The 26,022-nt window shown below is 49.9% G+C and carries 23 protein-coding genes and 1 other annotated feature; of the genes, 15 read left to right on the top strand and 8 right to left on the bottom strand.

The window, feature by feature from the left end:
* The first annotated feature begins 100 nt into the window (after positions 1–100).
* Together lpcA and JK216_RS13885 are read left to right on the top strand one after the other, a co-directional pair.
* Positions 101–679, top strand: a complete 579-nt coding sequence (gene lpcA, locus JK216_RS13880; RefSeq protein WP_212708784.1) for a D-sedoheptulose 7-phosphate isomerase — start codon at positions 101–103, stop codon at positions 677–679.
* Between the two features lie 136 nt (positions 680–815).
* Positions 816–1,589, top strand: coding sequence for a class II glutamine amidotransferase (locus tag JK216_RS13885; protein ID WP_212708783.1), 774 nt, complete (start codon positions 816–818; stop codon positions 1,587–1,589).
* Here the strand turns inward: JK216_RS13885 and dpaA are convergent.
* Complete coding sequence (dpaA, locus tag JK216_RS13890; RefSeq protein WP_212708782.1) at positions 1,554–2,294, bottom strand: peptidoglycan meso-diaminopimelic acid protein amidase; 741 nt, start codon at positions 2,292–2,294, stop codon at positions 1,554–1,556. The genes JK216_RS13885 and dpaA overlap by 36 nt on opposite strands.
* 273 nt (positions 2,295–2,567) lie before the next feature.
* On the opposite strand from dpaA, the gene dinB reads away from it, so the two are divergent.
* Positions 2,568–3,623 (top strand): DNA polymerase IV, encoded by a 1,056-nt coding sequence (gene dinB, locus JK216_RS13895; protein WP_212710738.1) that lies wholly within the window; start codon positions 2,568–2,570, stop codon positions 3,621–3,623.
* A 42-nt stretch (positions 3,624–3,665) separates the two neighbouring features.
* On the opposite strand, the gene JK216_RS13900 is transcribed toward dinB, so the two are convergent.
* From JK216_RS13900 to pepD, 3 genes are all read right to left on the bottom strand, one after another.
* Complete coding sequence (locus tag JK216_RS13900; RefSeq protein ID WP_343876860.1) at positions 3,666–4,670, bottom strand: ABC transporter permease; 1,005 nt, start codon at positions 4,668–4,670, stop codon at positions 3,666–3,668.
* Positions 4,667–6,172: a sugar ABC transporter ATP-binding protein gene (locus tag JK216_RS13905; RefSeq protein WP_212711999.1), complete on the bottom strand. Its 1,506-nt coding sequence runs from the start codon at positions 6,170–6,172 to the stop codon at positions 4,667–4,669. The genes JK216_RS13900 and JK216_RS13905 overlap by 4 nt, the downstream gene beginning before the upstream one ends.
* A gap of 382 nt (positions 6,173–6,554) precedes the next feature.
* The gene (gene pepD / locus JK216_RS13910) at positions 6,555–8,012 is read right to left on the bottom strand and encodes a beta-Ala-His dipeptidase (protein WP_212708779.1); all 1,458 of its coding nucleotides are present in this window, start codon (positions 8,010–8,012) and stop codon (positions 6,555–6,557) included.
* Between the two features lie 253 nt (positions 8,013–8,265).
* Here pepD and gpt point away from each other — a divergent pair, with 253 nt between their 5' ends.
* The 3 genes from gpt to crl all read left to right on the top strand — a co-directional run bounded on the left by gpt (position 8,266) and on the right by crl (position 10,557).
* Positions 8,266–8,724: a xanthine phosphoribosyltransferase gene (gene gpt / locus JK216_RS13915; RefSeq protein WP_212708778.1), complete on the top strand. Its 459-nt coding sequence runs from the start codon at positions 8,266–8,268 to the stop codon at positions 8,722–8,724.
* 117 nt (positions 8,725–8,841) lie between these two features.
* A complete protein-coding gene (frsA, locus tag JK216_RS13920; protein WP_212708777.1) occupies positions 8,842–10,092 on the top strand; it encodes an esterase FrsA in 1,251 nt (416 codons plus the stop codon).
* Between the two features lie 66 nt (positions 10,093–10,158).
* Positions 10,159–10,557, top strand: a complete 399-nt coding sequence (gene crl / locus JK216_RS13925) for a sigma factor-binding protein Crl (RefSeq protein WP_212708818.1) — start codon at positions 10,159–10,161, stop codon at positions 10,555–10,557.
* Positions 10,558–10,606: 49 nt separating this feature from the next.
* Here crl and JK216_RS13930 read toward each other — a convergent pair whose 3' ends face one another.
* The gene (locus JK216_RS13930) at positions 10,607–11,713 is read right to left on the bottom strand and encodes a porin (protein ID WP_212708776.1); all 1,107 of its coding nucleotides are present in this window, start codon (positions 11,711–11,713) and stop codon (positions 10,607–10,609) included.
* Between the two features lie 240 nt (positions 11,714–11,953).
* Here JK216_RS13930 and proB point away from each other — a divergent pair, with 240 nt between their 5' ends.
* From proB to tyrA, 6 genes are all read left to right on the top strand, one after another.
* Positions 11,954–13,057 carry a glutamate 5-kinase gene (proB, locus tag JK216_RS13935; protein WP_212708775.1) on the top strand — a complete coding sequence of 368 codons (1,104 nt, stop codon included), beginning with the start codon at positions 11,954–11,956 and terminating at the stop codon, positions 13,055–13,057.
* Between the two features lie 9 nt (positions 13,058–13,066).
* Positions 13,067–14,320, top strand: coding sequence for a glutamate-5-semialdehyde dehydrogenase (gene proA, locus JK216_RS13940; RefSeq protein WP_212708774.1), 1,254 nt, complete (start codon positions 13,067–13,069; stop codon positions 14,318–14,320).
* A gap of 288 nt (positions 14,321–14,608) precedes the next feature.
* Complete coding sequence (locus JK216_RS13945) at positions 14,609–15,103, top strand: RcnB family protein (protein WP_212708773.1); 495 nt, start codon at positions 14,609–14,611, stop codon at positions 15,101–15,103.
* A 38-nt stretch (positions 15,104–15,141) separates the two neighbouring features.
* Positions 15,142–15,573 (top strand): RcnB family protein, encoded by a 432-nt coding sequence (locus tag JK216_RS13950; protein ID WP_212708772.1) that lies wholly within the window; start codon positions 15,142–15,144, stop codon positions 15,571–15,573.
* A gap of 673 nt (positions 15,574–16,246) precedes the next feature.
* Positions 16,247–17,323 carry a 3-deoxy-7-phosphoheptulonate synthase gene (locus JK216_RS13955; protein ID WP_212711998.1) on the top strand — a complete coding sequence of 359 codons (1,077 nt, stop codon included), beginning with the start codon at positions 16,247–16,249 and terminating at the stop codon, positions 17,321–17,323.
* A gap of 3 nt (positions 17,324–17,326) precedes the next feature.
* Positions 17,327–18,448 (top strand): bifunctional chorismate mutase/prephenate dehydrogenase, encoded by a 1,122-nt coding sequence (gene tyrA / locus JK216_RS13960; protein ID WP_212708770.1) that lies wholly within the window; start codon positions 17,327–17,329, stop codon positions 18,446–18,448.
* Between the two features lie 50 nt (positions 18,449–18,498).
* On the opposite strand, the gene pheA is transcribed toward tyrA, so the two are convergent.
* The 3 genes from pheA to bamD form a co-directional block, all read right to left on the bottom strand.
* Positions 18,499–19,659, bottom strand: a complete 1,161-nt coding sequence (gene pheA, locus JK216_RS13965) for a bifunctional chorismate mutase/prephenate dehydratase (protein WP_212708817.1) — start codon at positions 19,657–19,659, stop codon at positions 18,499–18,501.
* A gap of 32 nt (positions 19,660–19,691) precedes the next feature.
* Positions 19,692–19,816, bottom strand: a sequence feature (Phe leader region).
* Positions 19,817–19,910: 94 nt separating this feature from the next.
* Positions 19,911–20,237 carry a ribosome-associated translation inhibitor RaiA gene (raiA, locus tag JK216_RS13970; RefSeq protein ID WP_212708816.1) on the bottom strand — a complete coding sequence of 109 codons (327 nt, stop codon included), beginning with the start codon at positions 20,235–20,237 and terminating at the stop codon, positions 19,911–19,913.
* 331 nt (positions 20,238–20,568) lie between these two features.
* Positions 20,569–21,303 carry an outer membrane protein assembly factor BamD gene (gene bamD / locus JK216_RS13975; RefSeq protein WP_212711997.1) on the bottom strand — a complete coding sequence of 245 codons (735 nt, stop codon included), beginning with the start codon at positions 21,301–21,303 and terminating at the stop codon, positions 20,569–20,571.
* Positions 21,304–21,431: 128 nt separating this feature from the next.
* Between bamD and rluD the strand changes: the two genes are divergently transcribed.
* From rluD to clpB, 3 genes are all read left to right on the top strand, one after another.
* On the top strand, positions 21,432–22,412 hold the full coding sequence (gene rluD / locus JK216_RS13980) for a 23S rRNA pseudouridine(1911/1915/1917) synthase RluD (RefSeq protein WP_212708768.1): 981 nt from the start codon (positions 21,432–21,434) through the stop codon (positions 22,410–22,412).
* Positions 22,409–23,140 carry a purine nucleoside phosphorylase YfiH gene (gene yfiH, locus JK216_RS13985; RefSeq protein ID WP_212711996.1) on the top strand — a complete coding sequence of 244 codons (732 nt, stop codon included), beginning with the start codon at positions 22,409–22,411 and terminating at the stop codon, positions 23,138–23,140. Before rluD ends, yfiH begins: the two co-directional genes overlap by 4 nt.
* A gap of 126 nt (positions 23,141–23,266) precedes the next feature.
* Positions 23,267–25,840, top strand: coding sequence for an ATP-dependent chaperone ClpB (gene clpB, locus JK216_RS13990; protein ID WP_212708766.1), 2,574 nt, complete (start codon positions 23,267–23,269; stop codon positions 25,838–25,840).
* The last annotated feature ends 182 nt before the right edge of the window (positions 25,841–26,022 follow it).

Here is a 26,022-nt window from a genome sequence, read left to right on the forward strand (position 1 = left end):
AGGGATAACAATCTGTGCAGGAATCCCCCTGCACAGGCTTGCACTGTCCGGTAGTTGGGCTACACTGGCGGCGTTAATTTTCCGATGAAGGACATTCCCTATGTACCAGGATATTATTCGTTCAGAACTGAATGAAGCCGCAGAAACGCTTAACAACTTCCTGAAAGATGAAAACAATATTCAGGCAATTCAGCAGGCTGCTATTTTGCTGGCCGACAGCTTTAAATCCGGCGGGAAAGTACTTTCTTGCGGAAATGGCGGTTCTCATTGTGACGCGATGCATTTTGCTGAAGAACTGACCGGCCGTTACCGTGAAAACCGTCGTGGCTACCCGGCAATTGCGATTTCGGATGTCAGTCATATATCCTGTGTCAGCAATGACTTTGGTTATGATCATGTTTTCTCCCGTTATACCGACGCAGTCGGCCGTGAAGGTGATGTGTTGTTAGGTATTTCGACATCCGGTAACTCAGCGAACATTATTAAAGCCATTGACGCTGCGCGTGCGCGTGGTATGAAAGTGATTACCCTGACCGGGAAAGACGGCGGTAAAATGGCTGGCAGTGCGGATATTGAAATTCGCGTCCCGCATTTTGGTTTTGCTGATCGTATTCAGGAAATTCATATTAAAGTTATCCATATTTTGATTCTGCTGATCGAAAAAGAGATGGCAAAATAATCAGGCTCGCGCCCTCACTAAAAATACGCAGGCTGACAGTTTGTGACGACTTGCCAGAGTGTGGCCCGCGTGTTATTCCTTTTATTCAGAGACCAAAATAAAATACCTGACTGCCTGAATGTAAGAGGTTTAACTGATGTGTGAATTGCTCGGGATGAGCGCTAATGTACCGACGGATATCTGTTTCAGTTTTACCGGGCTGGTACAGCGCGGCGGCGGTACCGGGCCGCATAAAGACGGCTGGGGAATTACTTTCTATGAAGGGAAGGGCTGCCGGACATTTAAAGATCCGTTGCCGAGTATTCATTCGCCGATAGCCTGCCTGGTTCGCGATTATCCGATTAAATCACATTCCGTCGTTGCCCATATTCGCCAGGCAAACCGGGGAAATGTCTCGCTGGAAAATACCCACCCTTTTACCCGTGAGTTATGGGGCAGACACTGGACTTATGCACATAATGGCCAGTTAACCGGTTATCAGGAACTGGACAGTGGCCATTTTCGGCCGGTGGGCGAAACGGACAGTGAGAAAGCATTTTGCTGGATACTGCATAAACTGGCGGGGCGCTTTCCCGATACTCCCGATGACTGGCCGGTTGTCTTTGATTATATTGCCAGTCTGGCTGACGAATTACGGGAAATGGGGGTGTTTAATATGTTGCTCTCGGACGGACGTTATCTGATGGCCTATTGTTCCACCCACCTGCATTGGATCACCCGCCGGGCACCTTTTGGCAAGGCGACCCTGATTGATCAGGATGTTGAAATTGATTTTCAGCAGCAAACCACCCCGCGGGATGTGGTCAGTGTAGTCGCGACACAGCCGCTGACAGGTAATGAAACCTGGCACAGAATTGCACCAGGCGAATGGCAGTTATTTTGTCTGGGTGAGCGCCAGGAAATGTTTTGAAGCGGCCTCAGGGGGCGCGCTGAACGGTGTCTGGCTGAGTACATACTGCCCGTTACTGACCGTCATTGTCGGCGGTCGTTTATATTTCAGGAAATAGTCATAACCGGGTTTGAGCTGTTTCCAGAAACTGATATACGCCGAGTCACGATGGCGCTGCATATTGTTTTCTGTCATACGGAACGGAAAAATATTCACTTCGACTTCTGACTGGCCATTGCGCAGAGCCGCATTTACGTAGGTATAAATCTGATCCATATAGGCATTAGTCATTGCATAGCAGCCGATCGATACGCAGTTTCCATGGATCATCAGGTAATTGCCGCTGTAGCCATTCTCACGGTCAAACTGATTCGGGAAACCGAGATTAATCGCACGGTAGAAATGGCTGTCGGGTTTTAACTGATTAAAATGTACTGAATAAAACCCTTCAGGACTTTTAAAATCACCTTCTGTCCGTTTGGGTCCCAGTCCGCCGGAAAAGTCACAGATACGGAAGCTATCCAGCAGCCGGTATTCATTACCAATCTTACCGTATAAATCCAGAGTACGTTCTTCTTTAAATATCTGAATAAATACCTGAGTACCCAGTAATTGTTGTTTTAATTGTTTGCTGACGGGCAGCTGCGGGGTTACCGGATTTTCGCTTATTGCCAGGCAACAGGCCGGGATTAAAAACATCGCAAGAAGGAGTGCGATTTTACGCATGCTACTGCTACCTTGAACAAAGAGTGGGAGATATAGAGAGCTATTTTTCTTTTCGCCGTGTGGGCAGAGTCACCCGGCTTCAGGCCGGATAAGCGCCACATTAGCATTGTTCTCAGTTTTAGCAAGCAGCAGATGGATAAATTTATGTCAGTAGCTGCAGCGGGCGAAGGGATAAATGTTTAACCACCAAACCATCGCGCTGATGGTCAGTGGTTGATTTTTACACTGAATATTTATACAGTACATTGGTTGATTTTCAGAGGGCTGCGGCGAATGCGTAAGATCATTCATGTTGATATGGACTGTTTTTATGCAGCCGTCGAAATGCGTGATAATCCTGAGTTGCGTGAGGTGCCGCTGGCGATAGGCGGCAGCCGGGAACGACGGGGGGTTATCAGTACAGCCAACTATCCGGCGAGAAAATATGGTGTGAGAAGCGCGATGCCGACAGCCACGGCCTTCAGGCTTTGTCCGCAGCTCACTCTGCTGCCCGGACGCTTTGCGGTGTATAAGCAGGTGTCAGAGCATATCCGCCAGATTTTTCTGCGTTATACCCCGCTGATTGAACCGCTTTCCCTGGATGAAGCCTATCTGGATGTCAGTAACTGCTTACATGCCCGCGGGTCCGCAACACTGATAGCTCAGGAGATTCGTCAGGCTATATGGCAGGAATTGCAACTGACGGCTTCCGCAGGTATTGCCCCGGTGAAATTCCTTGCCAAAATTGCCTCAGATTTAAATAAGCCGGATGGGCAGTATGTGATCACCCCTGCGGTTATGGACGACTTTATTTGCCGCTTACCGCTGGAGAAAATCCCCGGGGTGGGAAAAGTATCAGCCGCAAAACTGGCCGGTATGGGGCTGCAAACCTGTGCGGATGTACGGCAGGCGGATCTGTCGCTGTTACTGAAGCGTTTCGGGAAGTTCGGGCATATTCTGTGGGAACGCAGTCATGGTATTGATGAACGCAAAATTATTGCCGACCGCCAGCGCAAATCTGTAGGGGTGGAAACGACTCTGGAAAAGGATATTGATCAGTGGGAACAATGTGCTGCGGTTATGGAACAGTTGTATCCGGAACTGGAGCGGCGGCTGGAAAAAGTACGCCCTGATTTACGGATTTCACGGCAGGGGGTGAAATTTAAGTTTTCCGATTTTCAGCAAACGACCCGTGAGCATATCTGGCCGGTACTGAATAAGCAGGATCTGCTGACCATTGCTCGGGAAAGCTGGAATGAGCGACGGGCTGGCCGGGGCGTCAGACTGGTGGGATTACATATCACCCTGCCAGACCCCTGCTCAGAACAGCAGCTGCCGCTGGGATTATAAGCCGGCCCACTGAGCGGATACCCTGTGGGCCGGCAGGCAGTATTATGCCTGTCGTCCGCGGAAATAGGTCAGCGCCAGCGCCAGCGCCAGTACCAGCCCCTTAATGATATCCATTGCATAATAGGGGACCGACAGCATGACCAGTCCGTTTTGCAGTACCCCGAGAATAATGGCCCCAATCAGTGTGCCCAGCGCATTGGGTTTCCCTGAGCCTGCCAGGGACAACCCGATCCATGCCGCGGCAACAGCATCCATCAGATAACCACTGCCCGCGCTGACCTGAGATGAACCGATACGTGAGGCTAATAATATGCCACCCAGCCCGGCCAGCAGTGATGCCAGCAAATAAGCGATGACCCGGTAGCGGGTGGTTTTAATCCCCGAAAGACGGGCCGCCTCAGGATTTCCGCCTAACGCATACATCCGGCGTCCATGTTTGGTCAGGGAAAGTCCGATCTGAGTGACCACCGTCACCACCAGCATAATGATGACAATGCCGGGGATCTCTCCCAGCCAGCTGAAACCTGCCGGAATAACACCTTCCGCCATATCACCGTCAGGCATAACCATATTCTGGGTGATGGATCCCCCGTAGCTGTAGGTCATCGCCACACCCTGTACCACGAACAGGGTGGCAAGCGTGGCCAGCATATCCGGAATCCGCAGAATAACGATTAAAAAACTGTTAAACAGGCCGACCAGTAAACACAGGGCAAGGGTGATCAGAATGGCCGCGGTCATGCCGTAGCCGTGCCAGACGAACATCGAAATCACCAGCGCATTTGCCAGCGAGGCGGTGGAGCCTACCGACAGGTCAAAGCCACCGACGGTCAGCGAAATAGCAACGGCCATGGCAATAACCGTCACAATGGCAATCGATCTCAGAATATTGAGTAAATTGTCCGGTGCCAGAAAACCGTCAGCGGTCAGACCAAAACCGATCAACAGAATAGCGACAGTCAGTAACATGCCCCATTTATACAGGAAATCAAACAACCGGTGATGCCATACAGGGGATAACGGGGTAGATTCAGGGTTGCTGCTCACGCAGGGGTTCCTCCGGTTGAATAAAGCAAAAGAGTTTCTTCAGTGGAATGTTTTCCCTCCAGTTCGGCGACGATCCGCCCGTCCCAGAGGACACAAATACGATCACAGAGTCCGGTCAGCTCCGCAAATTCGCCGGAAGCATAGATAATGCCTTTACCTTCTCTGGCGAGCTGATCGATTAACAGGAACAGATCGGACTTTGCTTTAACATCGACACCTTTGGTCGGTTCGTCGAAAATCAGGATATCTGAGCGGGTGGCCAGCCATTTACCGATAGCCACCTTTTGCTGGTTACCGCCGGATAAGCGTCGCAGAGTCTGGTGTGGTCCGCGGCTTTTTACCGACAGTTTACGGATAATCTCCTGCGCCCATTGCACAGACTGACGGACGTTGAAAAATCCCTGTGAAGAAAAACGATTATCGGCGCTGACTGACAGATTCATCGCCACGGATTCATCAATAAAAATGCCCTCTTTGCGCCGTTCTTCCGGAACAAGGGCGATACCTGCCGCCACGGAATGTGACGGCGAGCGGGGGGACCAGTCATTACCCAGCAGGCGTCCGCGAGTTAACCGGCTTTTGCTGGCACCGAATAAGGCTTTACAAAGCTCCGTTTTTCCCGCGCCTGCCAGGCCGGCAATACCGAGAATCTCGCCTTTACGCAGGGTGAGATTAATCTCCCGCAACAGTTTATGGTCATGCAGACCCTCGACACTCAGCAGTTCGTCGGCGGAATGTGGCGGACGACGGGGAGGGTATAAGTCAGTCAGTGTATGACCAATCATTTTTTCGACGATCTGCTCGCCGCTCAGGGCATTCATGGCCGTAGTTTCGATTAATCTGCCGTCACGCAGTACTGTCAGCTGATCACAGACAGTCTTTAATTCGTGGATACGGTGAGAGATAAAGGCAATCCCGATCCCCTGCTGTTGCAGATGACGAACCACCTTAAACAGCTGTTCACTTTCGTGCTGATCCAGAGGCGCTGTCGGCTCATCAAGAATTAAAAACCGGCATTCATGAGACAATGCGCGGGCTAGCAGAATCTGCTGTTTTTCTGCCAGCGAGCAACGTTCGACCGGCTGACGGAGATCGAGGGTGACATTCAGCTGCGTTAACAGGGCACCCGCGCGGCGATAAATTTCACCCCAGTGATAAAACTGCCCGCCACCGGCCAGATTATCGAGCATAATATTTTCGGCCACACTGAGGGCGGGGATCAGGCCATTATCGACTTCCTGCTGCACCAGGTGAATACCGGCTTGTTTTGCCTGTAGCGGGGTACGAATAGACAGTGGTTTGCCATCCAGTAATATTTCGCCCTGATAATGATGATGAGCACCGGATAATACGGCCATCAGGGTTGATTTTCCGGCCCCGTTAGCCCCGGTAAGGGCATGAACAGAGTGACCTTCAAGAATAAAATCAACTTTATCCAGCGCGCTGAACCCGGCAAAATTGATCGAGATATTGCGCATCTCGAGGCGGTGAGTCTCAGCCATAATTAATTCACTACCTGGTTAGTCATAGTTACGGAGATGATCGGTAACCGGTTTCTGCGTCCTCTGATGAGGGCTGACAGGAGGCATAAACTACCATAAAGACGTTTAGCCATCCAGAAGTCCGCAAATAAAAGCGATATCATCTGCAGTCAGTTATTATTCTGGTGTAATAATTCAGCTTCTATTAACTGAGTGGCGTAATCATCGGTTTATGATGGTGGGATAAGTATTTATTGTTAATTCGCTGACTGATGACAGAAAACGGGTTTATTCAGAACGCGGTGCAGCAAGGGATATGCGGGGGGAGGCAAAAATGTCCGGCGGATAAAAAGCCAGAGCGAACTCTGGCTTGATGTGTTGTTTCAGTGATCCGGACGGGGGGTTATTTTACCGGTATTGCTTTTAACAGCCCGGTCAGTAGCTGCCAGTATAAGCCGACACTGCCGATATGCACCTGTTCATCCGGTGAATGAGGACCGGTAATTGTCGGGCCGATAGACACCATATCTAAATGAGGATAAGGTTTTTTAAATAGGCCGCATTCCAGACCGGCATGGATAACCTGAATATCCGGCATTTTGCCAAACAGCGACTGATAGATTTCCCGTGTTTTAGCCATTATTGGTGATTTCTCATCCGGCTCCCAGCCCGGGTAGCTGCCTGACGCGATAGTCGTTGCCCCGGCCAGTTCACCCAGAGAGCTCAGAGTATCCACGACGTAATCTTTACCACTATCAATTAATGAACGGATCAGGCTGAATATTTCTGCTTTATCATCGCTCAGGGTAACGATGCCGACATTCAGGGACGTTTCCACCACACCTGGCGCAACATCGGAAAAGCGCACCACGCCATTCGGCGTCGCATTGAGTAAATTCAGGAAGCTATCGCGGCTGGCGGAAGTCAGAGCCTGCTGAGTACTGTCATCGGCTTCTGTCAGCAGTACCACATTCTGATCTTTAGGGCCGGCTTCAGTTTTCAGTAACTGCTGATATTCACTGATTGCCTGTTCAAACGCAGCACGGTCGCGGGGATGGAATGCCAGAGTTGCAAAGGCTTCTCGCGGTATAGCATTACGCAGTGTACCGCCGGAAAAACCGGTTAATTGCAGACTGATCGTTTTGCTCAGGCTGACCAGTAAACGGGCCAGTAATTTATTAGCATTCCCCAGCCCCATATGGATATTGGCCCCGGAATGTCCGCCTCGCAGGCCTTTTAAGGTCAGTCTGACCTGTTCAGCATCTGCAGCAATCGGTTCACGCTGTAGCGGAAGTTCGGTGACACAATCAATACCGCCGGCGCATCCCATATAGATTTCGCCTTCTTCTTCTGAATCCGTATTGATCAGAATATCGGCCTGTAACCAGCCGGGCTGTAAACCGAAAGCACCTTCCATGCCGGCTTCTTCGGTCATGGTCAGCAGTACTTCCAGAGGGCCATGTTCGACGCTGTCATCGGCCAGAACGGCCAGTGCAGAGGCCATACCAATACCATTATCCGCACCGAGCGTTGTCCCGCGGGCTTTCAGCCATTCACCATCGATATAAGGGCGGATAGGGTCAGTGGTAAAATCATGCACCGTGTCGTTATTTTTTTGCGGCACCATATCCAGATGTGCCTGCAATGCTACCGGCGTACGATTCTCCATGCCGGGGGTTGCCGGTTTACGGATCAGGATATTGCCTGCCTGATCACGTTCACACCATAAACCCTGCTGTCTGGCCACAGCCACAATATGTGTTGCCAGCGCTTCTTCATGGTAAGAAGGGTGGGGGATTGAACAGATGGTTGCAAAAATATCCCACAAAGGCTGTGGAGAAAGTTGAGAAAGTTCAGACACAATAACTCTCCTGTAACATTCCGGATCAGCGTGACCCGGCAGTATCAATAGGGGGACAGAGGAAGTAAACGACTCTCTGTCAGTATTTCCTGAGAATACCATTGATTAGCGGCTGGCGGGGGTGTTGTCGGGGAAAAAAAGCCCCTGACGGCAGCGGATGCTGGTTTTTAGTGCGGCATATCCTTATAATCCCGCGCAAACTTTTTTATTGCACTTAATTCAGGTCATCTGTATTGGCCGGGGACTCCTTTAAATGAGCGAAAAATACGTAGTTACCTGGGATATGTTACAAATCCATGCCCGTAACCTCGCCCGTCGTCTGCTGCCAGTTGAACAGTGGACAGGTATTATTGCTGTCAGCCGTGGTGGTCTGGTTCCTGCGGCACTGCTGGCCCGCGAATTAGGGATCCGCCACGTAGATACGGTCTGTATCTCCAGTTACGATCATGACCATCAGCGTGAGATGAAAGTGGTTAAACGTGCTGAAGGTGACGGCGAAGGGTTTATCGTGATTGATGATCTGGTGGATACCGGTGGCACCGCTAAAGCTATCCGTGATATGTATCCGAAAGCGCATTTTGTCACTATTTTCGCGAAACCGGCAGGGCGCCCGTTAGTCGATGATTATGTGATCGATATTCCACAGAACACCTGGATTGAACAACCCTGGGATATGGGTGTGTCTTATGTGGAACCTATCGTAAAAGATTAACTGTTTCTGTTGTAGCATTCTGAAAATTCAGGATGCTACTTTTTATTTCCTGCCATCGCCTCCGCGTCTTCCCTCAGGTACACTGCTTAATCATCATCCGGTAGCGGAGTTGTGATCATGCAGGAAAAGAATCTTAGTGAAGAATTATTTAAACCCAGATTTGAACACCCTGAAACCTCATCGTTAGTACGCCATCTTCAGTGCAGCACGGCAGGGGCCTCTTCTTCTATGGCCGCCAGATCGCCCCGGTGCTGGTATCGGACGCTGATGCCACTGGTCTGGCACTGGCGTGGATTACCTCTGGTCGAAATCAATGAAGTCTTATCACGAATTGCCGCCAGCCCGCTGGCCAGAACTAATGAGCAACAGCTGGACACGATAAAGGGATACCGTAACGGTAACTGGATTTATGAATGGTCTGTGCAGGCAGCACACTGGCAGCAACTGGCGCAGCAGCAACAGGACAGCGCTCTCGCCGGTCAGTATTGGCTGCATGCGGCTAATTTATTCAGTGTCGGTGCCTATCCACATCTGAGTGGTGATGAATTGGCGGATCAGGCCCAGTTACTCGGATACCGTGCCTATGAACAGGCCACCCGCTTCTTATCCGGAGAGCTGAAAGCACTCAGTTTCAGACTGGACGATGGTAAGACGATTAACGCCTTCCTGCATATGCCGGAGCAGGTAAAGCCCCCTTATCCGACGGTAATGTTATGTGGTGGTCTGGATACCCTGCAACTCGATCACTTCCGCCTGTTTCACGACTACCTTGCTCCCCGGGGGATGGCTATGTTAACCATCGATATGCCCTCGGTGGGGTACAGTTCCCGCTGGCGATTAACTCAGGATACCAGTATGCTGCATCAGCAGGTATTACGACAACTGGCTGATATTCCGTGGATTGATCATCACCGGGTCGGCGTCTGGGGACAACGCTTCGGGGCGAATGTCGCGGTCCGGCTGGCCTATCTTGAAATTCCGCGTATACGCGCTGTTGCCTGTCAGGCGCCGATCGTCCATAGTCTGCTGACCGACGAAGCACTGCAACAGGCTGTGCCAGATATGTTTCTGGATATTCTGGCCAGCAGGCTGGGAAAAACCACCCGCAGTGATACGACTCTGGCGGCAGAAATGAATGCTTATTCTCTGAAAGTTCAGGGATTACTCGGCCGAAGGACTCCGGTGCCTGTATTATCAGCCTACTGGAAAAATGATATTTACAGCCCGGTGGAAGACTCCTCCCTGATCTGTAATTCATCGGCGCAGGGTAAATTACTCTGTATTGCAGATTCTCCGGTGATGGCCTCTTTTGAAAACGGGATGGTTCAGATCAGTGACTGGATGGCTCAGCAGTTGAGCAGTAATTAAACGTAAGCGCTGATATTATTGACAGGCTTATTAAAAACTGACCAAACACATAATGGAGATGACGTGATGGCCTTACCTGGCGGACAACTGAGAGGGCGTCTTTTACGACGTTTTAATGAGCTTGGCCCTTATCTCAGAGAAGATAAATGCGGAGATAAGAGTTTCTTTTTCGATTGTCTGGCCGTCTGTGTCAACGTTAAACCGGCTCCGGAAAAACGCGAATTTCTCGGCTGGTGGCTGACACTGGAAGCAGAAGAAAATCATTTTACTTACCACTACCATTACGGATTATTTGATAAAGAAGGCAACTGGCAAGTCCGGGATATTAAGGCCGGGGAAGATCAACAGAGTGTTGAACAGACATTGCAAAAGTTTTTTCCGCGGCTGGATGCGTTATTACAGAAAATGGATGTTGTATTAACGCCGGCTGCCGGGGCTGAGTCTCTGGTGGCGAAAAGCGAATAACTCTCGGGGGCAGATAATTATCTGCCCCCGAGAAACTGGCTGATTAATATCAGAACTGATAGGTCAGACCGACGGCAACAACGTTATCGGTATTCAGTGACAGACGGTTATCATTTTTCAGCTGGTTAATTTTGTAATCAACGAAAGTAGACATATTTTTGTTGAAGTAATATGTAGCGCCGACATCGATATATTTCACCAGGTCAGCATCGCCAATACCATTTTCAATATCTTTGCCTTTCGTCTGTACATAGCCCAGTGACGGACGCAGACCATTGTCAAACTGATACTGTGCCACCAATTCGACGTCCTGCGCTTTATTGGCTGCGCCGGTCACAGAGGTTCCGGTAATACGGTTAGTACCACTGATAGGCGTCATATTGGTTGTCTGGGTAAAGATAGCGGCCAGGTAAATCTGGTTCGCATCATATTTTATGCCTGCGCCCCAGGAGTTAGCCTTATCACCGTGACCATAGGTTGCAGCCTGCTGGCTTTTGGTACGGTTAGAACTGGTAATGGCACTCATCAGGCTGACACCGCTGTCACCCAGGGTATAACCTAAAGACGCACCAAAACCGTCGCCGTTCTGACGGGTAATATCTGTACGGGCATTAGTGGTGTTATCATCATTTTTGCCCTGATACTGTACGGCAAAACGTAAACCATCAACCAGGCCGAAGAAATCATTGTTACGCCAGGTCAGTAAGCCTGTTGCACGCTGGGTCATAAAGTTATCTGCGCGCGCAGTACCGTCTCCGCCAAACTCAGGGAACATATCGGTCCAGGCTTCAACGTCATACAGAACACCGTAGTTACGGCCGTAGTCGATAGAACCTAAGGTCGGATTACGCAAACCGGCAAAGCCAAGGCGGGTTTTATTACCGGAGTTGGCATCGGAGCCTTCAGAGTTATTCAGGTTATACTGATATTCCCACTGGCCGTAGCCGGACAACTGGTCATTGATTCGGGTGACACCTTTAAAGCCGATACGGGCGTATGAAGTATCGCCGTTAGCTTTTTTATTATCGCTCATGTAGTGCTCGGCTTTTACTTTACCGTAAAAATCGAGGGTATTGCCGTCTTTATTATATACCTGAGCAGCATGAGCAGCAGAGGTCAGGCTGCATAATAAAAGTGCCACAGTGGTCTTTTTCATAAGGTGGTATCCCGGTTATTTAAATGTTTGTTATCGAAAAATTCTGAAAGCGCAGCAACTTTTTACTTAACAACCATTAAAGATTTATGACACACCGGTATTTTTGGTAAAAAAAATAAAAATCCCCCCTGTGGCGGGCAGGAAAATTTTTTATCTGCTGATCCCTATGGATAAAAGGTTGGATTCCTGTGCGACACCTGCTAAAAGGAAGGTTTGTTTATTGGTTAGGTGGCAGGACTTATGAGTGGCAGTCAGACCCTGGTGGTCAAGTTGGGAACCAGTGTACTAACCGGCGGTTCACGCCGGTTAGATCGTGCACATATCTTGGAGCTGGTACGGCAATGCGCGCAGGCTATTGATGCCGGACACCGGATAGTGATTGTGACGTCCGGCGCTATTGCGGCAGGACGTGAGCATCTGGATTACCCCGAACTGCCCCCCACTATCGCCTCTAAACAGCTGCTGGCTTCCGTCGGACAGAGTCAGCTGATTCAGGTATGGGAACAGTTATTTGCTATTTACGGCTTACATGTCGGTCAGATGCTGCTTACCCGTGCCGATATGGAAGACCGGGAGCGTTTCCTGAATGCCAGAGATATGCTGCATGCATTACTGGATAACCGCATTATTCCGGTGATCAACGAAAATGATGCCGTTGCAACGGCAGAAATTAAAGTCGGTGATAATGATAATTTATCGGCGCTGGCGGCCATACTCTCCGGCGCAGATAAATTACTGTTGCTGACAGATCAGCAGGGATTGTTCACAGCTGATCCAAGAAATAACCCTGAGGCACAGCTGATTAGCGATGTGCATGTTATTGATGATGAATTAAGAATGATCGCCGGCGGAAGTGTTTCCGGCCTGGGGACCGGAGGAATGGCAACCAAGCTGCAGGCGGCTGATGTAGCCTGTCGCGCCGGGATTGATGTGATTATTGCCAGTGGCAGCCAGCCGGTATTAATCAACAATATTCTTAACGGTCAGCCTGCCGGCACCCTGTTCCACGCTCAGAAAAACCGGCTTGAAAACCGTAAGCACTGGATCTTCGGCGCACCTCCTGCCGGTACTATTACCATTGATGACGGTGCACTGAATGCATTACTGGAGCGCGGCAGTTCACTGCTGCCAAAAGGTATTTGCCAGATTCAGGGCGATTTTTCCCGGGGGGAAGTTATTTCTATCCGCAGCCTGCAGGGGCGGGATATCGCTCACGGTGTTTCACGCTATAACAGTGATGCGTTGCGGATGATTGCTGGTCATCATAGCCAGCAAATCAGTGAAATACTGGGGTATGAATACGGTCCGGTTGCGGTTCACCGCGACGATATGATTGTCAGTTAAGGAGTTGTTATGCTGGAAACTATGGGTAAAGCCGCGCGGGCAGCCTCTTATCAGCTATCTGTTTTAACAACAGAACAAAAAAATCAGGTACTGCTGACAATAGCCAGTATGCTGGAACATGAGTCTTCTGCTATTTTGGCGGCGAATGGCGAAGATGTTGCGCGGGCAAGAGAAAATGGTATGGGGGAAGCCTTACTGGATCGTCTGACCCTTACCTCTGAACGGCTAAAAGGGATTGCTGATGATGTCCGCCAGGTATGTCATTTGAAGGATCCGGTGGGTCAGTTAATCGATGGTGGTTTACTGGACAGTGGTCTGCGCATTGAGCGCCGGCGGGTACCTTTAGGGGTGATCGGAGTAATTTATGAGGCCCGGCCGAATGTAACGGTAGACGTTGCTTCTCTGTGTCTGAAAACGGGGAATGCGGTTATTTTACGCGGAGGAAAAGAAACCTTCCGGACCAATGCCATGACCGTAAAAGTGATTCAGAAAGCACTGGCGGCCCATGATATCCCTGAAGCTGCTATCCAGGCGATCGAGAATCCGGATCGTCAGTTGGTCAGCGAAATGCTGAAGATGGATCGTTATATTGATATGCTGATCCCGCGGGGCGGTGCCGGGTTACATAAACTCTGTCGTGAACAGTCGACGATCCCGGTGATCACCGGCGGCATCGGGGTTTGTCATCTGTATGTTGATGAAACAATGGAGACTGACGCAGCGCTGGAGATTATTGTTAATGCTAAAAAACAGCGACCAAGTGCCTGTAACTCACTGGAAACCCTGCTTATCCACCAGGATATTGTTACCGAATTTTTACCGCGTTTCTGCCAGCGTATGGCTGCTGAGCAGATCACTCTGCATGCTGACGAAAATATTTTGCCGGAAATCCGCAAGTTTCAGCCGGACGTACAGCGGGTCAGAGCTGCAGAATATGATGATGAATGGTTGTCCCTGGATCTGAATGTCAAACAGGTTTCTTCACTCGACCAGGCCGTCAGCCATATCCGTGAGCACGGGACCCAGCATTCAGACGGTATTCTCAGCCGCAGCCTGAAAAATGCCAATCAGTTTGTCAATAAGGTCGATTCTTCAGCGGTATATGTCAATGCCAGTACAAGGTTTACTGACGGAGGTCAGTTTGGTCTGGGGGCCGAAGTGGCGGTAAGTACCCAGAAACTCCATGCCCGTGGCCCGATGGGCCTGGAAGCCCTGACAACCTATAAATGGGTTGCCTGGGGAGAGGATACATTGCGTAAATAATCTGCACAGCTCTCCCTGTCCTCAGGGGCAGGGAGAGGGCTGCCGGCGATTTCTGGCAGAAATTACTATCCCCCGGTTATTCACCACTTCTCCTTACGATGTTGTTTTATTCTTACGCTGTCGTCTGTGGCTGGTCAGTTAATGGCGGCAGAGTAAAGATTACGTTAAGAAAACTCATCGATGTAATGCCTGTTCACACTCCTGAAAATTAAACCAGGAATAATCCCCATAACATGCTCACAGGGCTTCAGCATAATTACCGGCATATTTCCTGTGAGGAACATAACAATGAAACGTATCACTATTGCTTTATTAACCACAGTACTGCTCACCGATGGGGTTATGATTTCATCCGCAATGGCAGCTCCCGGCGATCAGCAGGGAGGTCAGTTTGTCCCCCGACAGCAGGAGAACGGGCCACAGCATCAGGGCAATATGTCTCAACAGCGTCCGGATAACAGACAACAGCAGGGGAACGGGCCGGGACAGCGTCCGGATAATGGTCAGTACCGGTCTCAGCAGGCAGGGGAACACGGCGGCGGATCGCCCCGTCACCGGCAGGCTGAGCGTTTTGCTTTTCATGGTAACGATTTCCGCAGAGGCCATGAGATGCCGCAAAATTACCGCGGACCGCAATACCGTGTGAATGACTGGCGTGCCCGCGGATTAAATCAGCCGCCACAGGGTCATTACTGGGCCAATATCAACGGTAATTATGTATTGATGGCCGCAGCGACCGGAATAATTACTTCAATCATTCTCAATGGTGCTTTGTCGCACTAACGGATGAGCACAGGCAATATCAATTTCCGGAGGAAAAGATGGCTAAATCACGGAAGGTCTTAGTGACCTCAGCACTGCTACTTTTTGCGGCAATATCTTCTGTATCTGCCAGTGCGGATGACTATGATCACCGCGGACCACCCGGCGACGGATATCATGATCATGATGGCCGCGGATGGAGAGGCGGTGACTACGGGCCAGCGGGCCCTCATGGCGGACCACACCGGCATGGACCAGGCCCTGATGAAAGAGACTCTTTTGCCTGGCAGGGACATCATTTTGAGCGGGGAGGCTATGTTCCCCATGATTTCCGCGGGCCAGACTACCGTGTAGATGACTGGCAACGGCGCGGGTTACCGGAACCACCCCATGGTCACCGCTGGTCCTATATTGATGGTAATTATGTGCTGGTGGCGGTCGCGACCGGGGTGATTACCTCAATTATTTTAAATAATGCTTTTCATCCTTAGAACACAGGGTACGCAGGCAGGTCTCCGGCGCTAAAGTTGCCAGAGACCTGCCCGCGCATACTTTGATCGTTGCAGAACAAGAACAGGTTCAGTACTGCTCAGCCAGCTGTCCGGTGTCTGCAACGCCCTTTGTTCCTGTCATCAGTACGTTTAATCTTCGCTAACCTGTCCCGTTTTTGCTGCGCGGGGAAAGGTGCTGTCTGTCATCCTTCGGTAATTCCCGCTACGATCAGAGAGACATCAGCCACGCGGAACCTGTACTAAAAAGGCCGGGTTCGGCCATCAGCAAGGTTCAGAAATAGAGACATAACAAAAAGTTCGCAGCTATTCATTTCCCGATATCCCCGTCAGGAAAGTCTGCGGATAGCCTGGGGCTGTTTATTTCTATGTATAGTTTTCTTGCGCCCGGAACCCCGGCCTATTGTCATTCCCGTTAGCAGAAAACAACACCGCCAGGCTTTTTACTCTTATTTATCGAACACTAATAACTTCAGTAGTTTATCCAGGATTGGTGTAATAAAATGTTTACATTAAGAGTGAGGATAAGGCTTTAAATTGATGTTTGTAAACATAAGTGTACACAGTATGGATTGAATACTTTACTTATTGTGATAGTCTGTCGAGCAGTAAATATAATCAGACTGTCAGCGGCCATATCAACAGGATCCTAACCATGCACAAAGATGCACTGAATAACGTACATATTACTGATGAACAGATAATGATTACCCCGCAACAGCTGAAAGTCCGCTTTCCGCTCACAGAACAGCAGGCATTACAGGTTGCTGAATCCCGCCGGGTTATCTCTGACATTATTTCGGGAAAAGATCGTCGTTTGCTGGTGGTGTGCGGACCATGCTCGATTCATGATCCTGAGGCAGCTCTCGAATATGCCCGTCGTTATAAAGTGCTGGCGGATAAATACAGCGACAGTCTTTGCCTGGTGATGCGTGTTTATTTTGAAAAACCACGTACGACAGTCGGCTGGAAGGGTCTGATTAATGATCCGCATATGGACGGATCTTTTGATGTTGAACAGGGGTTACATATTGCCCGCGAACTGCTGGTGAAATTAGTAGCGATGGGGCTGCCTCTGGCCACTGAAGCGCTGGATCCTAATTCGCCACAATATCTGGGGGATCTTTTCAGCTGGGCAGCTATCGGAGCCCGCACCACAGAATCCCAGACTCACCGTGAAATGGCATCCGGCTTATCCTTACCCGTTGGCTTTAAAAACGGTACCGATGGCAGCCTGAGTACTGCGATTAATGCATTACGTGCCGCAGCTATGCCCCATCGCTTTATGGGGATCAATCAGGCGGGGCAGGTCAGTTTACTACAGACCCGTGGTAACCCGGATGGTCATGTGATTTTGCGTGGCGGAAAAACCCCGAATTACAGCCCGACAGACGTTGCTGCCTGTGAAAAAGAAATGCAGAAGGCAGGATTGAAACCTTCATTGATGATAGATTGCAGTCATGGCAATTCCAGTAAAGATTTCCGCCGTCAGGCAGCGGTAGCAGAGTCAGCGATGGCACAAATCAAAGACGGCAACCGTTCTGTTATTGGATTAATGCTGGAAAGTAATATTTATGAAGGGAATCAGTCATCCGAACAGCCACGTTCTGAAATGCGTTACGGCGTCTCGGTGACCGATGCCTGTATTAGCTGGGAAACGACAGAGAATCTGCTACGCGATATCCATCAGGATATGTGCTTTGCGCGGCAGACCTCAACAGAGGTGTTATAAGTCATGGTGGCAGAGCTGACCGCGCTACGCGATAAAATTGATGAAACAGATAAAGCACTGCTGGAATTACTGGCGAAGCGTCTTGAACTGGTTGCAGAAGTTGGTGAAGTAAAAAGTCGTTACGGGCTACCCATTTATGTCCCTGAACGTGAAGCCAGTATGCTGGCTTCGCGGCGTAAGGAAGCTGAACAGCTTGGGGTTCCTGCCGATCTGATTGAAGACGTTTTGCGCCGGGTGATGCGTGAATCCTACTCCAGTGAAAATGATAAAGGATTTAAAACACTGAAGCCTGATTTGGGGCCGGTAGTGATTGTCGGAGGAAATGGCCAGATGGGGCAGCTATTCAGCAAAATGCTGACCTTGTCAGGGTATCAGGTTCGCTCACTGGACAAAGATGACTGGGGACAGGCTGAACAGCTGCTTGCCGGTGCAGGGATGGTGATCATCAGTGTACCTATCCATCTGACTGAGCAGGTGATTAATCAGCTGCCACCGTTACCGGAAAACTGTATTCTGCTGGATCTCTCGTCGATCAAAAATAAACCATTACAGGCGATGCTGGCTGCGCATCCGGGACCGGTACTCGGACTTCATCCGATGTTTGGCCCGGACAGCGGAAGCCTGGCAAAACAGGTGGTGGTATGGTGTGACGGACGGCAGCCGGAAGCTTACCAGTGGCTGCTTGAACAAATTCAGGTATGGGGGGCACGTTTACATCGCACCAGTGCCGTGGAACATGACCAGAATATGGCCTTTATTCAGGCGTTACGTCATTTTGCGACCTTTGCCTATGGGTTGCACTTAGCGGAAGAAAATATCGATCTTGCTCAGTTACTGGCCTTGTCATCACCTATCTATCGTCTCGAACTGGCAATGGTGGGGCGCTTATTTGCTCAGGATCCCCAGTTATATGCGGATATTATTATGTCTTCGGAATCAAATCTGGCATTAATCAAACGTTATTATATGCGGTTTGGTGAGGCGATAAGTCTGCTGGAAAGCGGGGATAAAGCTGCATTTATTGAAAGCTTCCGGGGGATTAAACACTGGTTTGGTGACTACGCTGATTCGTTTCTTGCCGAAAGTCGCGGACTGTTACGTTCGGCGAATGATAATCGCCAATAATATTTGCGGATGATCTTTCACGGGCACCTTTCCGGTGCCCGTAATTGCTGTCAGCCTGCGGAGACGGGAATAACATCCTCTCCCGGGTAACAGCCCAGAACCTTAATAAAACGGGTCAGTGCCGTCAGCTCTTCAATCGCCTGTTTCATTGCTGCCGAATGAACGTTGGCCTGAATATCGAGGTAAAACATCTCTTCCCACGGATTCCCGTGAATAGGACGGGACTCCAGTTTTGTCATAATCAGCCCCTGTTTTCTCAGTACCAGCAGCGCATCGACCAGAGCTCCCGACTGTTGCCCCGTAGCCATCAGTAAGGTCGTTTTTGCAGGGACCTGCTCGGATACGCGAACCGGTTTACGTGCCAGGATAATAAAGCGGGTGATATTTTGCTGCTGATTGGCCAGATTACGTTCCAGTACCTGCAGATTATAGAGTTTACCGCCGGCCTCACTGCCCAGAGCCACAGCACCTTTATCCTGCATGGCCGCGACTTTTTCCATTGCAGCCGCGGTACTTTCTGTGTACTCAATTTTCCAATGAGGGTAGCGGTTCAGAAACTGGCTGCATTGCTGGAAAGGCTGTGGATGGCTGTACACTGTAGTGATGTCGTCCAGTGATGTTTCTGCAGGGACTAATACGCAGTGATCAATCGGCTGGGTCATTTCTCCGACAATATGTAACCGGGTATGTTGTAGCAGGTCATAGACATCATTAATCGACCCTGAACTGGTGTTCTCCAGTGGCAGCACGGCATAATCCGCCAGACCGGAATCCACCTGTTGTAAAATATCCTGAAATTTACTGCAACCAATCTCGGTCAGGTGGGCGAAGTGCCGTGATGCATACTGGCGGGCAGCGAGGTGTGAATACGAACCTTTAGGTCCGAGGAAAGCGATCCTGGCACTGTTTTCCTGAGGCTGATTGAGCGCTTTTTGCAATAATGCCTGCTGAGTCAGGACCGACTCTTCAATAATCAGCTGAAATACACGGGTGACAAAATGGCTGTCTAACGATAGCTTTTTACCTTTATTAATCAATAATTCAAGCAGCTGTTTTTCTCTTTCTGCATCGCGGACCGGCCGGTGGGTTGCCAGTTTAAAGTTACCGACTGCGACTGCAACATCCCGTCGTTCGGCCAGTAATGCCAGCAGCTGATTATCCAGCTGGCTGATTTTGTCCCGCAAATGCTCTAAAGAGTGGTCGGCACTCATCATTGTCACCTGTATCCTGTTATTTTAGTCCCAATAAAAAAGCCTCCCTGGGGGAGGCTTTTCTGTTCGTCTTCTCATTCATTCTTACAGGACGAATCATCTCCCGGGAGCGATTAGGCTAAAAAAGAATGAGAAGAAAAACAGGGTAGTCTGCATGTGATATTCCTTAACTGACAGAGTCCGAGAGTAGCTTTTGCTGCGGGATGTGTCAACTAAAAACGCGCCCGAAGGCGCGTCATCAATCACAAGGATTATTCGGCAGGAATAATATCTTTTACACTGGCTGAAGCTCTTCGTGCTTCACCTTTATGCTGAACTTTATTCAACTGGCGTTCCAGTTTATTAATAAGTTCATTGATAGCCGCGTACATATCCTGGTGACGGCCGGTCGCGACCAGTGGACCATTAGGGGTATTAATGGTCGCATCTGCGACAAATTCTTTAGGTTCTTTCGAGAGTACGATATGCGGGTTGATCAACGGTGTCTGCCATTTCTCAAGTTTGGTAATACGCTCTTCAACATGGTTGCGGATAGCGTCGGTAATTTCCATTTGTTTGCTGGTGATATTAATGATCATCGCACTTACCTCTCTCGTTACCATAGGTTGACTACCAGAATAACGGCTTGTGCTAACAATAATGTGATCTGCATCACAAAATAAAGTCACTTTTTGTCAAAGCGGTGGTTTTGAGAAAATGGCAGAGAAATTCAGCTGACCTGTTGTCTGCCGTAAAAATGCTACCTCAGAGCGATGGCTGAAAATTTCGTGTTACCCGGACATCGGCAGAGCGATTATCTGCAGGCGGAAAAAAAGAAGCCGCCGCGTTATCCGCAGCGGCGTTCTTAAAGGCTTAACTGACAAGCATTAGTCTGATGACGGCCTGTGCTGAATCAGATTCAGACAGTCGTTATTTACTGCGGTTATCGGCGATCAGTTTAGCCACTTTAGCGGCTTCAGTATTCATCTGCATTTGACGGTAAGCATTTTCCATCAGAGGCAGTGCCTGATGAGTAGCCCGGGTATCAGGATAATTACTGAGCATACCCTCTACACGGTTAACAACCGCGACATAGGCACCACGTTTGGTATAGAATTGCGCCACAGAGAGTTCATATTTTGCCAGGCGGTCTTTCAAAGCCACCATCCGTTGCCTTGCATCGGCCGCATACTGACTTTGCGGGTAGTTTTGTAATAACTGAGAAAAATCAGTAAACGCCTGGCGTGCATTACTCGGGTCTCTGTCAGAACGATCGATTCCGAAGAAATGCTGCAACGCTGATTCATCCAGTGACATGTCCGTCAGGCCTTTCATATACAGGACATAGTCAATATTCGGGTTGGTCGGATTCAGACGCATATAGCGGATAATGGTTGCCTGTGCCATTGGCATATCACCATTTTTATAATAAGCGTAGATCAGATCAAGCTGTACCTGCTGGGAGTAAGGCCCGAACGGATAACGATTATCCAGAGCTTCCAACTGGGTAATCGCTGCTTTAAAGTTCCCGTCCTGCAATTTTTGCTGGGCAGTTGCATAGATAACTGACGGTGGGTTGTCCGGGACGATGTCTTTAGAGCCGGAACATCCCACCAATGCCAGGCCCAGAGTGGCAACGGCCACCAGATGTTTCATACGCGTCATGACGAAATGATTATCCTCAAAGTTTTAGCAGAAGCTTTCTGTGAAGCTTCCGGTGATGATCAGCTAAGATAGCACATTATAGTAAACGGCTTTGCCGTGAAAACCCAACGTTAACGAAAGAAGCTTATATGGCACAACAAGTACAACTCACCGCGACAGTCTCCGAAGCGCAACTTGGACAACGCTTAGATCAGTCTTTGGCGGAATTGTTCCCTGATTATTCACGTTCTCGCATAAAAGACTGGATTTTGCAGGGACGGGTAACCCTTAATGGGGTGACAGCAACGATCCCGAAAGAAAAAGTTTTTGGTGGCGAGCAGGTAAACATTGATGCCGAAATTGAAGAAGAGGCCCGCTGGGAACCTCAGGATATCGCACTCGATATTGTTTACGAGGATGATGATATTTTAGTTATCAATAAGCCGCGAGGTTTAGTGGTACACCCGGGAGCGGGCAATCCGGATGGCACGGTACTTAATGCCTTACTGTATCATTATCCGGCGATTGCCGACGTACCGCGTGCCGGAATTGTCCATCGACTGGATAAAGACACCACCGGGCTGATGGTCGTGGCAAAAACGGTACAGGCACAGAAACATCTGGTTGACTGCCTGCAACGTCGTGAAATCACCCGTGAATATGAAGCGGTGGCGATTGGTACAATGACGGCTGGTGGTTTGGTCGATGAACCGATTTCCCGCCACCCGACTAAGCGTACTCATATGAGTGTGCATCCGATGGGTAAGCCAGCGGTGACCCATTACCGCATTATGGAGCATTTTCGTGCTTATACTCGCTTACGCCTGCGGCTTGAAACGGGACGAACTCACCAGATCCGTGTCCATATGGCACATCTGAGCCACCCGCTGGTTGGTGATCAATTATATGGCGGACGCCCGCGGCCACCCAAAGGGGCATCTGACGACTTTATTTCCGTATTACGGAAATTTGACCGGCAGGCCCTGCATGCCACCATGCTGCGTTTATACCATCCGATAACCGGTATTCAGATGGAGTGGCATGCGGCATTGCCTGAGGATATGGTGGAACTGATTGAAGCAATGAAAGCCGACACCGAATTACATAAAGATGAAATGGACTGGTTATGAGTTCATTGATTATCCCGGACTGGCCGGCCCCGGCTAATGTCAGAGCTTACTCCACAACCCGTACTGGCGGATTCAGCCAGGGACCCTGGAGCAGTTTTAATCTGGGAGCGCATGTTGCGGATGATCCGCAACATGTTGAAAGCAACCGCCGACAGTTGTGCCAGATTGCCGGGCTACCCGCGATGCCTGTCTGGCTGACACAGGTGCATGGCAGCAGGGTAGTCTCGCTACCCGCAGGCCCGGAAGAATCGATGACTGCTGATGCCTGCCGGACAACAGTCGCCGGTCAGGTGTGTGCGGTAATGACCGCTGACTGTCTGCCGGTGATCTTCTGTTCGAGGGATGGCCGCCAGGTCGCCGCGGCCCATGCCGGATGGCGTGGCTTGTGCGATGGTGTGCTGGAAAAAACAGTGGACGGGTTTGACTGCCCGCCGTCTGAGATTCTTGCCTGGATGGGCCCGGCGATCAGTCAGCAGGCTTTTGAAGTTGGGCCTGAAGTTCGCGATGCTTTTGTGACGGTGGATAAAGCCGCCGGACAGGCTTTCCGTCCGCGTAATCATAAATTTATGGCTGACCTCTGGTTACTTGCTACTCAGCGATTAAACCGCGCCGGAGTGACTGCTGTTTCGGGCGGCGGGCGTTGTACCTATCAGCAAAGTGAAGATTTTTTCTCTTATCGCAGAGAGAGTATCACCGGACGTATGGCAACTTTGGTGTGGCTGATATAGTCTTAGCCGCTGGACGATCCAGCCCGTATTAATTTTTCTTTGTTTTCCGGGTCATTAAACTTGAATATCTGAGGGATTGGCCTCATTTAATCTCCTGTAGCATTTTGACCTTTAACAGGAGGAATTATGCGTCTGGATCGTCTGACCAATAAATTTCAATTAGCACTGGCTGATGCTCAGTCATTAGCGCTCGGTAACGACAACCAATTTATCGAACCTCTCCACCTTATGAGTGCATTACTGTCTCAGGAAGGCGGATCGGTGCGTCCTTTACTCTCCTCTGCCGGGCTGGATGTTGCGGCAATGCAGGAGAAGATCACCGGGGCGATTAAACAGCTCCCACAGGTGGAAGGCAGCGATGGTGATGTTCAGCCTTCTGCGGATTTAATTCGCGTCCTGAATGTGTGCGACAAACTGGCGCAGAAACGCGGTGACAGTTTTATTTCATCTGAACTCTTTGTACTTGCTGCTCTGGAATCACGCGGATCTCTGGCTGATATACTAAAATCAACAGGGGCGACCGGTGAAAAACTTACCAGTGCGATAGATCAGTTGCGTGGGGGCGAAAAAGTGAATGAACAAGGTGCCGAGGATCAACGGCAGGCATTACAAAAGTATACTATCGATCTGACCGAACGGGCAGAGCAGGGCAAACTGGATCCGGTGATAGGCCGTGATGAAGAAATTCGTCGAACCATTCAGGTACTGCAACGGCGTACTAAAAACAACCCGGTATTAATCGGTGAACCCGGGGTCGGTAAAACAGCTATTGTTGAAGGACTGGCCCAGCGAATTATTAATGGCGAAGTTCCTGAGGGCCTGAAAGGGCGCCGGGTACTGGCTCTGGATATGGGGGCGCTGGTGGCCGGGGCAAAATTCCGCGGGGAATTTGAAGAACGGCTGAAAGGTGTCCTCAATGATCTGTCAAAACAGGAAGGTAACGTCATCCTGTTTATTGATGAACTGCATACTATGGTTGGGGCCGGTAAAGCCGATGGTGCGATGGATGCCGGTAATATGCTTAAACCAGCCCTGGCAAGAGGTGAGCTGCATTGTGTTGGCGCGACTACCCTGGATGAGTATCGTCAATATATAGAAAAGGATGCCGCACTGGAGCGTCGTTTCCAGAAAGTACTGGTCGCTGAGCCGACAGTTGAAGACACCATTGCGATTCTGCGTGGCCTGAAAGAACGTTATGAATTACATCACCACGTACAAATTACCGATCCGGCAATTGTTGCTGCGGCGAATCTGTCGCACCGCTATATCGCTGATCGTCAGCTGCCAGATAAAGCCATTGACCTTATTGATGAGGCCGCGTCAAGCATTCGTATGCAGATTGATTCTAAACCTGAATCACTCGATCGGCTGGAACGTCGTATTATCCAGCTAAAACTGGAACAGCAGGCACTGAAGAAAGAATCAGATGATGCCAGTGTAAAACGGCTGGAAATGCTGGAGACGGAACTCAGCCAGAAAGAACGTGAATATGCTGAGCTTGATGAAGAATGGAAAGCAGAAAAAGCCTCATTAAGCGGTACTCAGAATATTAAAGCTGAACTGGAGCAGGCGCGTATCACTCTGGAACAGGCTCGTCGTACGGGTGACCTGGCGGAAATGTCAGAATTACAGTACGGCAAAATACCTGATCTGGAAAAACAGCTGGCAGCAGCCACTCAGGCCGAAGGCAAATCAATGAAAATGTTACGTAACCGCGTAACTGACGTTGAAATTGCAGATGTACTGGCCCGCTGGACCGGTATCCCGGTGGCAAGGATGATGGAAGGAGAAAGGGATAAACTGTTGCGGATGGAAGAGTCGTTACACAGTCGTGTCATCGGACAAAATGAAGCCGTCGAAGCTGTGTCTAATGCTATCCGTCGTAGCCGTGCCGGACTGGCAGATCCGAACCGGCCGGTAGGTTCTTTCCTGTTTCTCGGCCCGACAGGGGTAGGTAAAACAGAATTGTGTAAAGCACTGGCTGATTTTCTGTTTGACAGTGATGAAGCCATGGTGCGTATCGATATGTCCGAGTTTATGGAAAAACACTCGGTCTCCAGGCTGGTGGGGGCACCTCCGGGTTATGTCGGTTACGAAGAAGGCGGCTACCTGACCGAAGCCGTCAGACGTCGTCCGTATTCAGTTATCTTACTCGACGAAGTTGAGAAGGCGCATCCGGATGTATTCAACATTCTGTTACAGGTGCTGGATGACGGACGCCTGACTGACGGACAAGGGCGCACTGTTGATTTCCGTAATGCGGTTATCATCATGACCTCTAATCTGGGCTCTGATTTAATTCAGGAACGGTTTGGTGAACTGGACTACGGCGAGATGAAAGCACTGGTAATGAGTGTTGTCGGACACCATTTCCGTCCGGAGTTTATCAACCGTATAGATGAACTGGTGGTCTTCCATCCGCTGGGGGCAGAACATATCGCTTCAATTGCCCGGATTCAGTTGCAACGTTTGTACCATCGTCTTGAGGAGCGTGGCTATCAGTTGCATATCTCGGATGATGCGCTGAAACTGCTGGGACAGACCGGGTTCGATCCGGTATATGGTGCGCGTCCACTGAAAAGGGCAATACAGCAGGAAATAGAAAACCCGCTGGCACAACAGATATTGTCCGGAGATTTAGTGCCGGGAAAAATCATCGAAATGGATGTCAGTGACGGAAAAATAGTCGCACATCAGTAATCAGGATGTTGTTTACCAGCAAAAGCGGACATTTAATGTCCGCTTTTGCTGCCTCAGGGGCCTGATTTGTGGATTTTTACGGCGATAAGCATAAAAACCCGCCACTCAGTAATTAATTTAAAATAAACCCTTGCCAGAAAAAATTAACTCCCTATAATGCGCATCCACTGACACGGCAAAGC

The organism is Tatumella sp. JGM94 (assembly GCF_018257595.1).
Classification (GTDB): Bacteria; Pseudomonadota; Gammaproteobacteria; order Enterobacterales; family Enterobacteriaceae; genus Tatumella; species Tatumella punctata.

Coding starts and splice junctions, on each gene's coding strand:
- proB (WP_212708775.1), top strand. CDS start 11,954: ATGAGTGGCAGTCAGACCCTGGTGGTCAAGTTGGGAACCAGTGTACTA.
- dpaA (WP_212708782.1), bottom strand. CDS start 2,294: ATGCGTAAAATCGCACTCCTTCTTGCGATGTTTTTAATCCCGGCCTGT.
- JK216_RS13930 (WP_212708776.1), bottom strand. CDS start 11,713: ATGAAAAAGACCACTGTGGCACTTTTATTATGCAGCCTGACCTCTGCT.
- clpB (WP_212708766.1), top strand. CDS start 23,267: ATGCGTCTGGATCGTCTGACCAATAAATTTCAATTAGCACTGGCTGAT.
- pheA (WP_212708817.1), bottom strand. CDS start 19,659: ATGAGTGCCGACCACTCTTTAGAGCATTTGCGGGACAAAATCAGCCAG.
- JK216_RS13945 (WP_212708773.1), top strand. CDS start 14,609: ATGAAACGTATCACTATTGCTTTATTAACCACAGTACTGCTCACCGAT.
- JK216_RS13905 (WP_212711999.1), bottom strand. CDS start 6,172: ATGGCTGAGACTCACCGCCTCGAGATGCGCAATATCTCGATCAATTTT.
- dinB (WP_212710738.1), top strand. CDS start 2,568: ATGCGTAAGATCATTCATGTTGATATGGACTGTTTTTATGCAGCCGTC.
- crl (WP_212708818.1), top strand. CDS start 10,159: ATGGCCTTACCTGGCGGACAACTGAGAGGGCGTCTTTTACGACGTTTT.
- tyrA (WP_212708770.1), top strand. CDS start 17,327: ATGGTGGCAGAGCTGACCGCGCTACGCGATAAAATTGATGAAACAGAT.
- raiA (WP_212708816.1), bottom strand. CDS start 20,237: ATGATCATTAATATCACCAGCAAACAAATGGAAATTACCGACGCTATC.
- rluD (WP_212708768.1), top strand. CDS start 21,432: ATGGCACAACAAGTACAACTCACCGCGACAGTCTCCGAAGCGCAACTT.
- lpcA (WP_212708784.1), top strand. CDS start 101: ATGTACCAGGATATTATTCGTTCAGAACTGAATGAAGCCGCAGAAACG.
- frsA (WP_212708777.1), top strand. CDS start 8,842: ATGCAGGAAAAGAATCTTAGTGAAGAATTATTTAAACCCAGATTTGAA.
- JK216_RS13885 (WP_212708783.1), top strand. CDS start 816: ATGTGTGAATTGCTCGGGATGAGCGCTAATGTACCGACGGATATCTGT.
- gpt (WP_212708778.1), top strand. CDS start 8,266: ATGAGCGAAAAATACGTAGTTACCTGGGATATGTTACAAATCCATGCC.
- yfiH (WP_212711996.1), top strand. CDS start 22,409: ATGAGTTCATTGATTATCCCGGACTGGCCGGCCCCGGCTAATGTCAGA.
- JK216_RS13955 (WP_212711998.1), top strand. CDS start 16,247: ATGCACAAAGATGCACTGAATAACGTACATATTACTGATGAACAGATA.
- proA (WP_212708774.1), top strand. CDS start 13,067: ATGCTGGAAACTATGGGTAAAGCCGCGCGGGCAGCCTCTTATCAGCTA.
- bamD (WP_212711997.1), bottom strand. CDS start 21,303: ATGACGCGTATGAAACATCTGGTGGCCGTTGCCACTCTGGGCCTGGCA.
- JK216_RS13950 (WP_212708772.1), top strand. CDS start 15,142: ATGGCTAAATCACGGAAGGTCTTAGTGACCTCAGCACTGCTACTTTTT.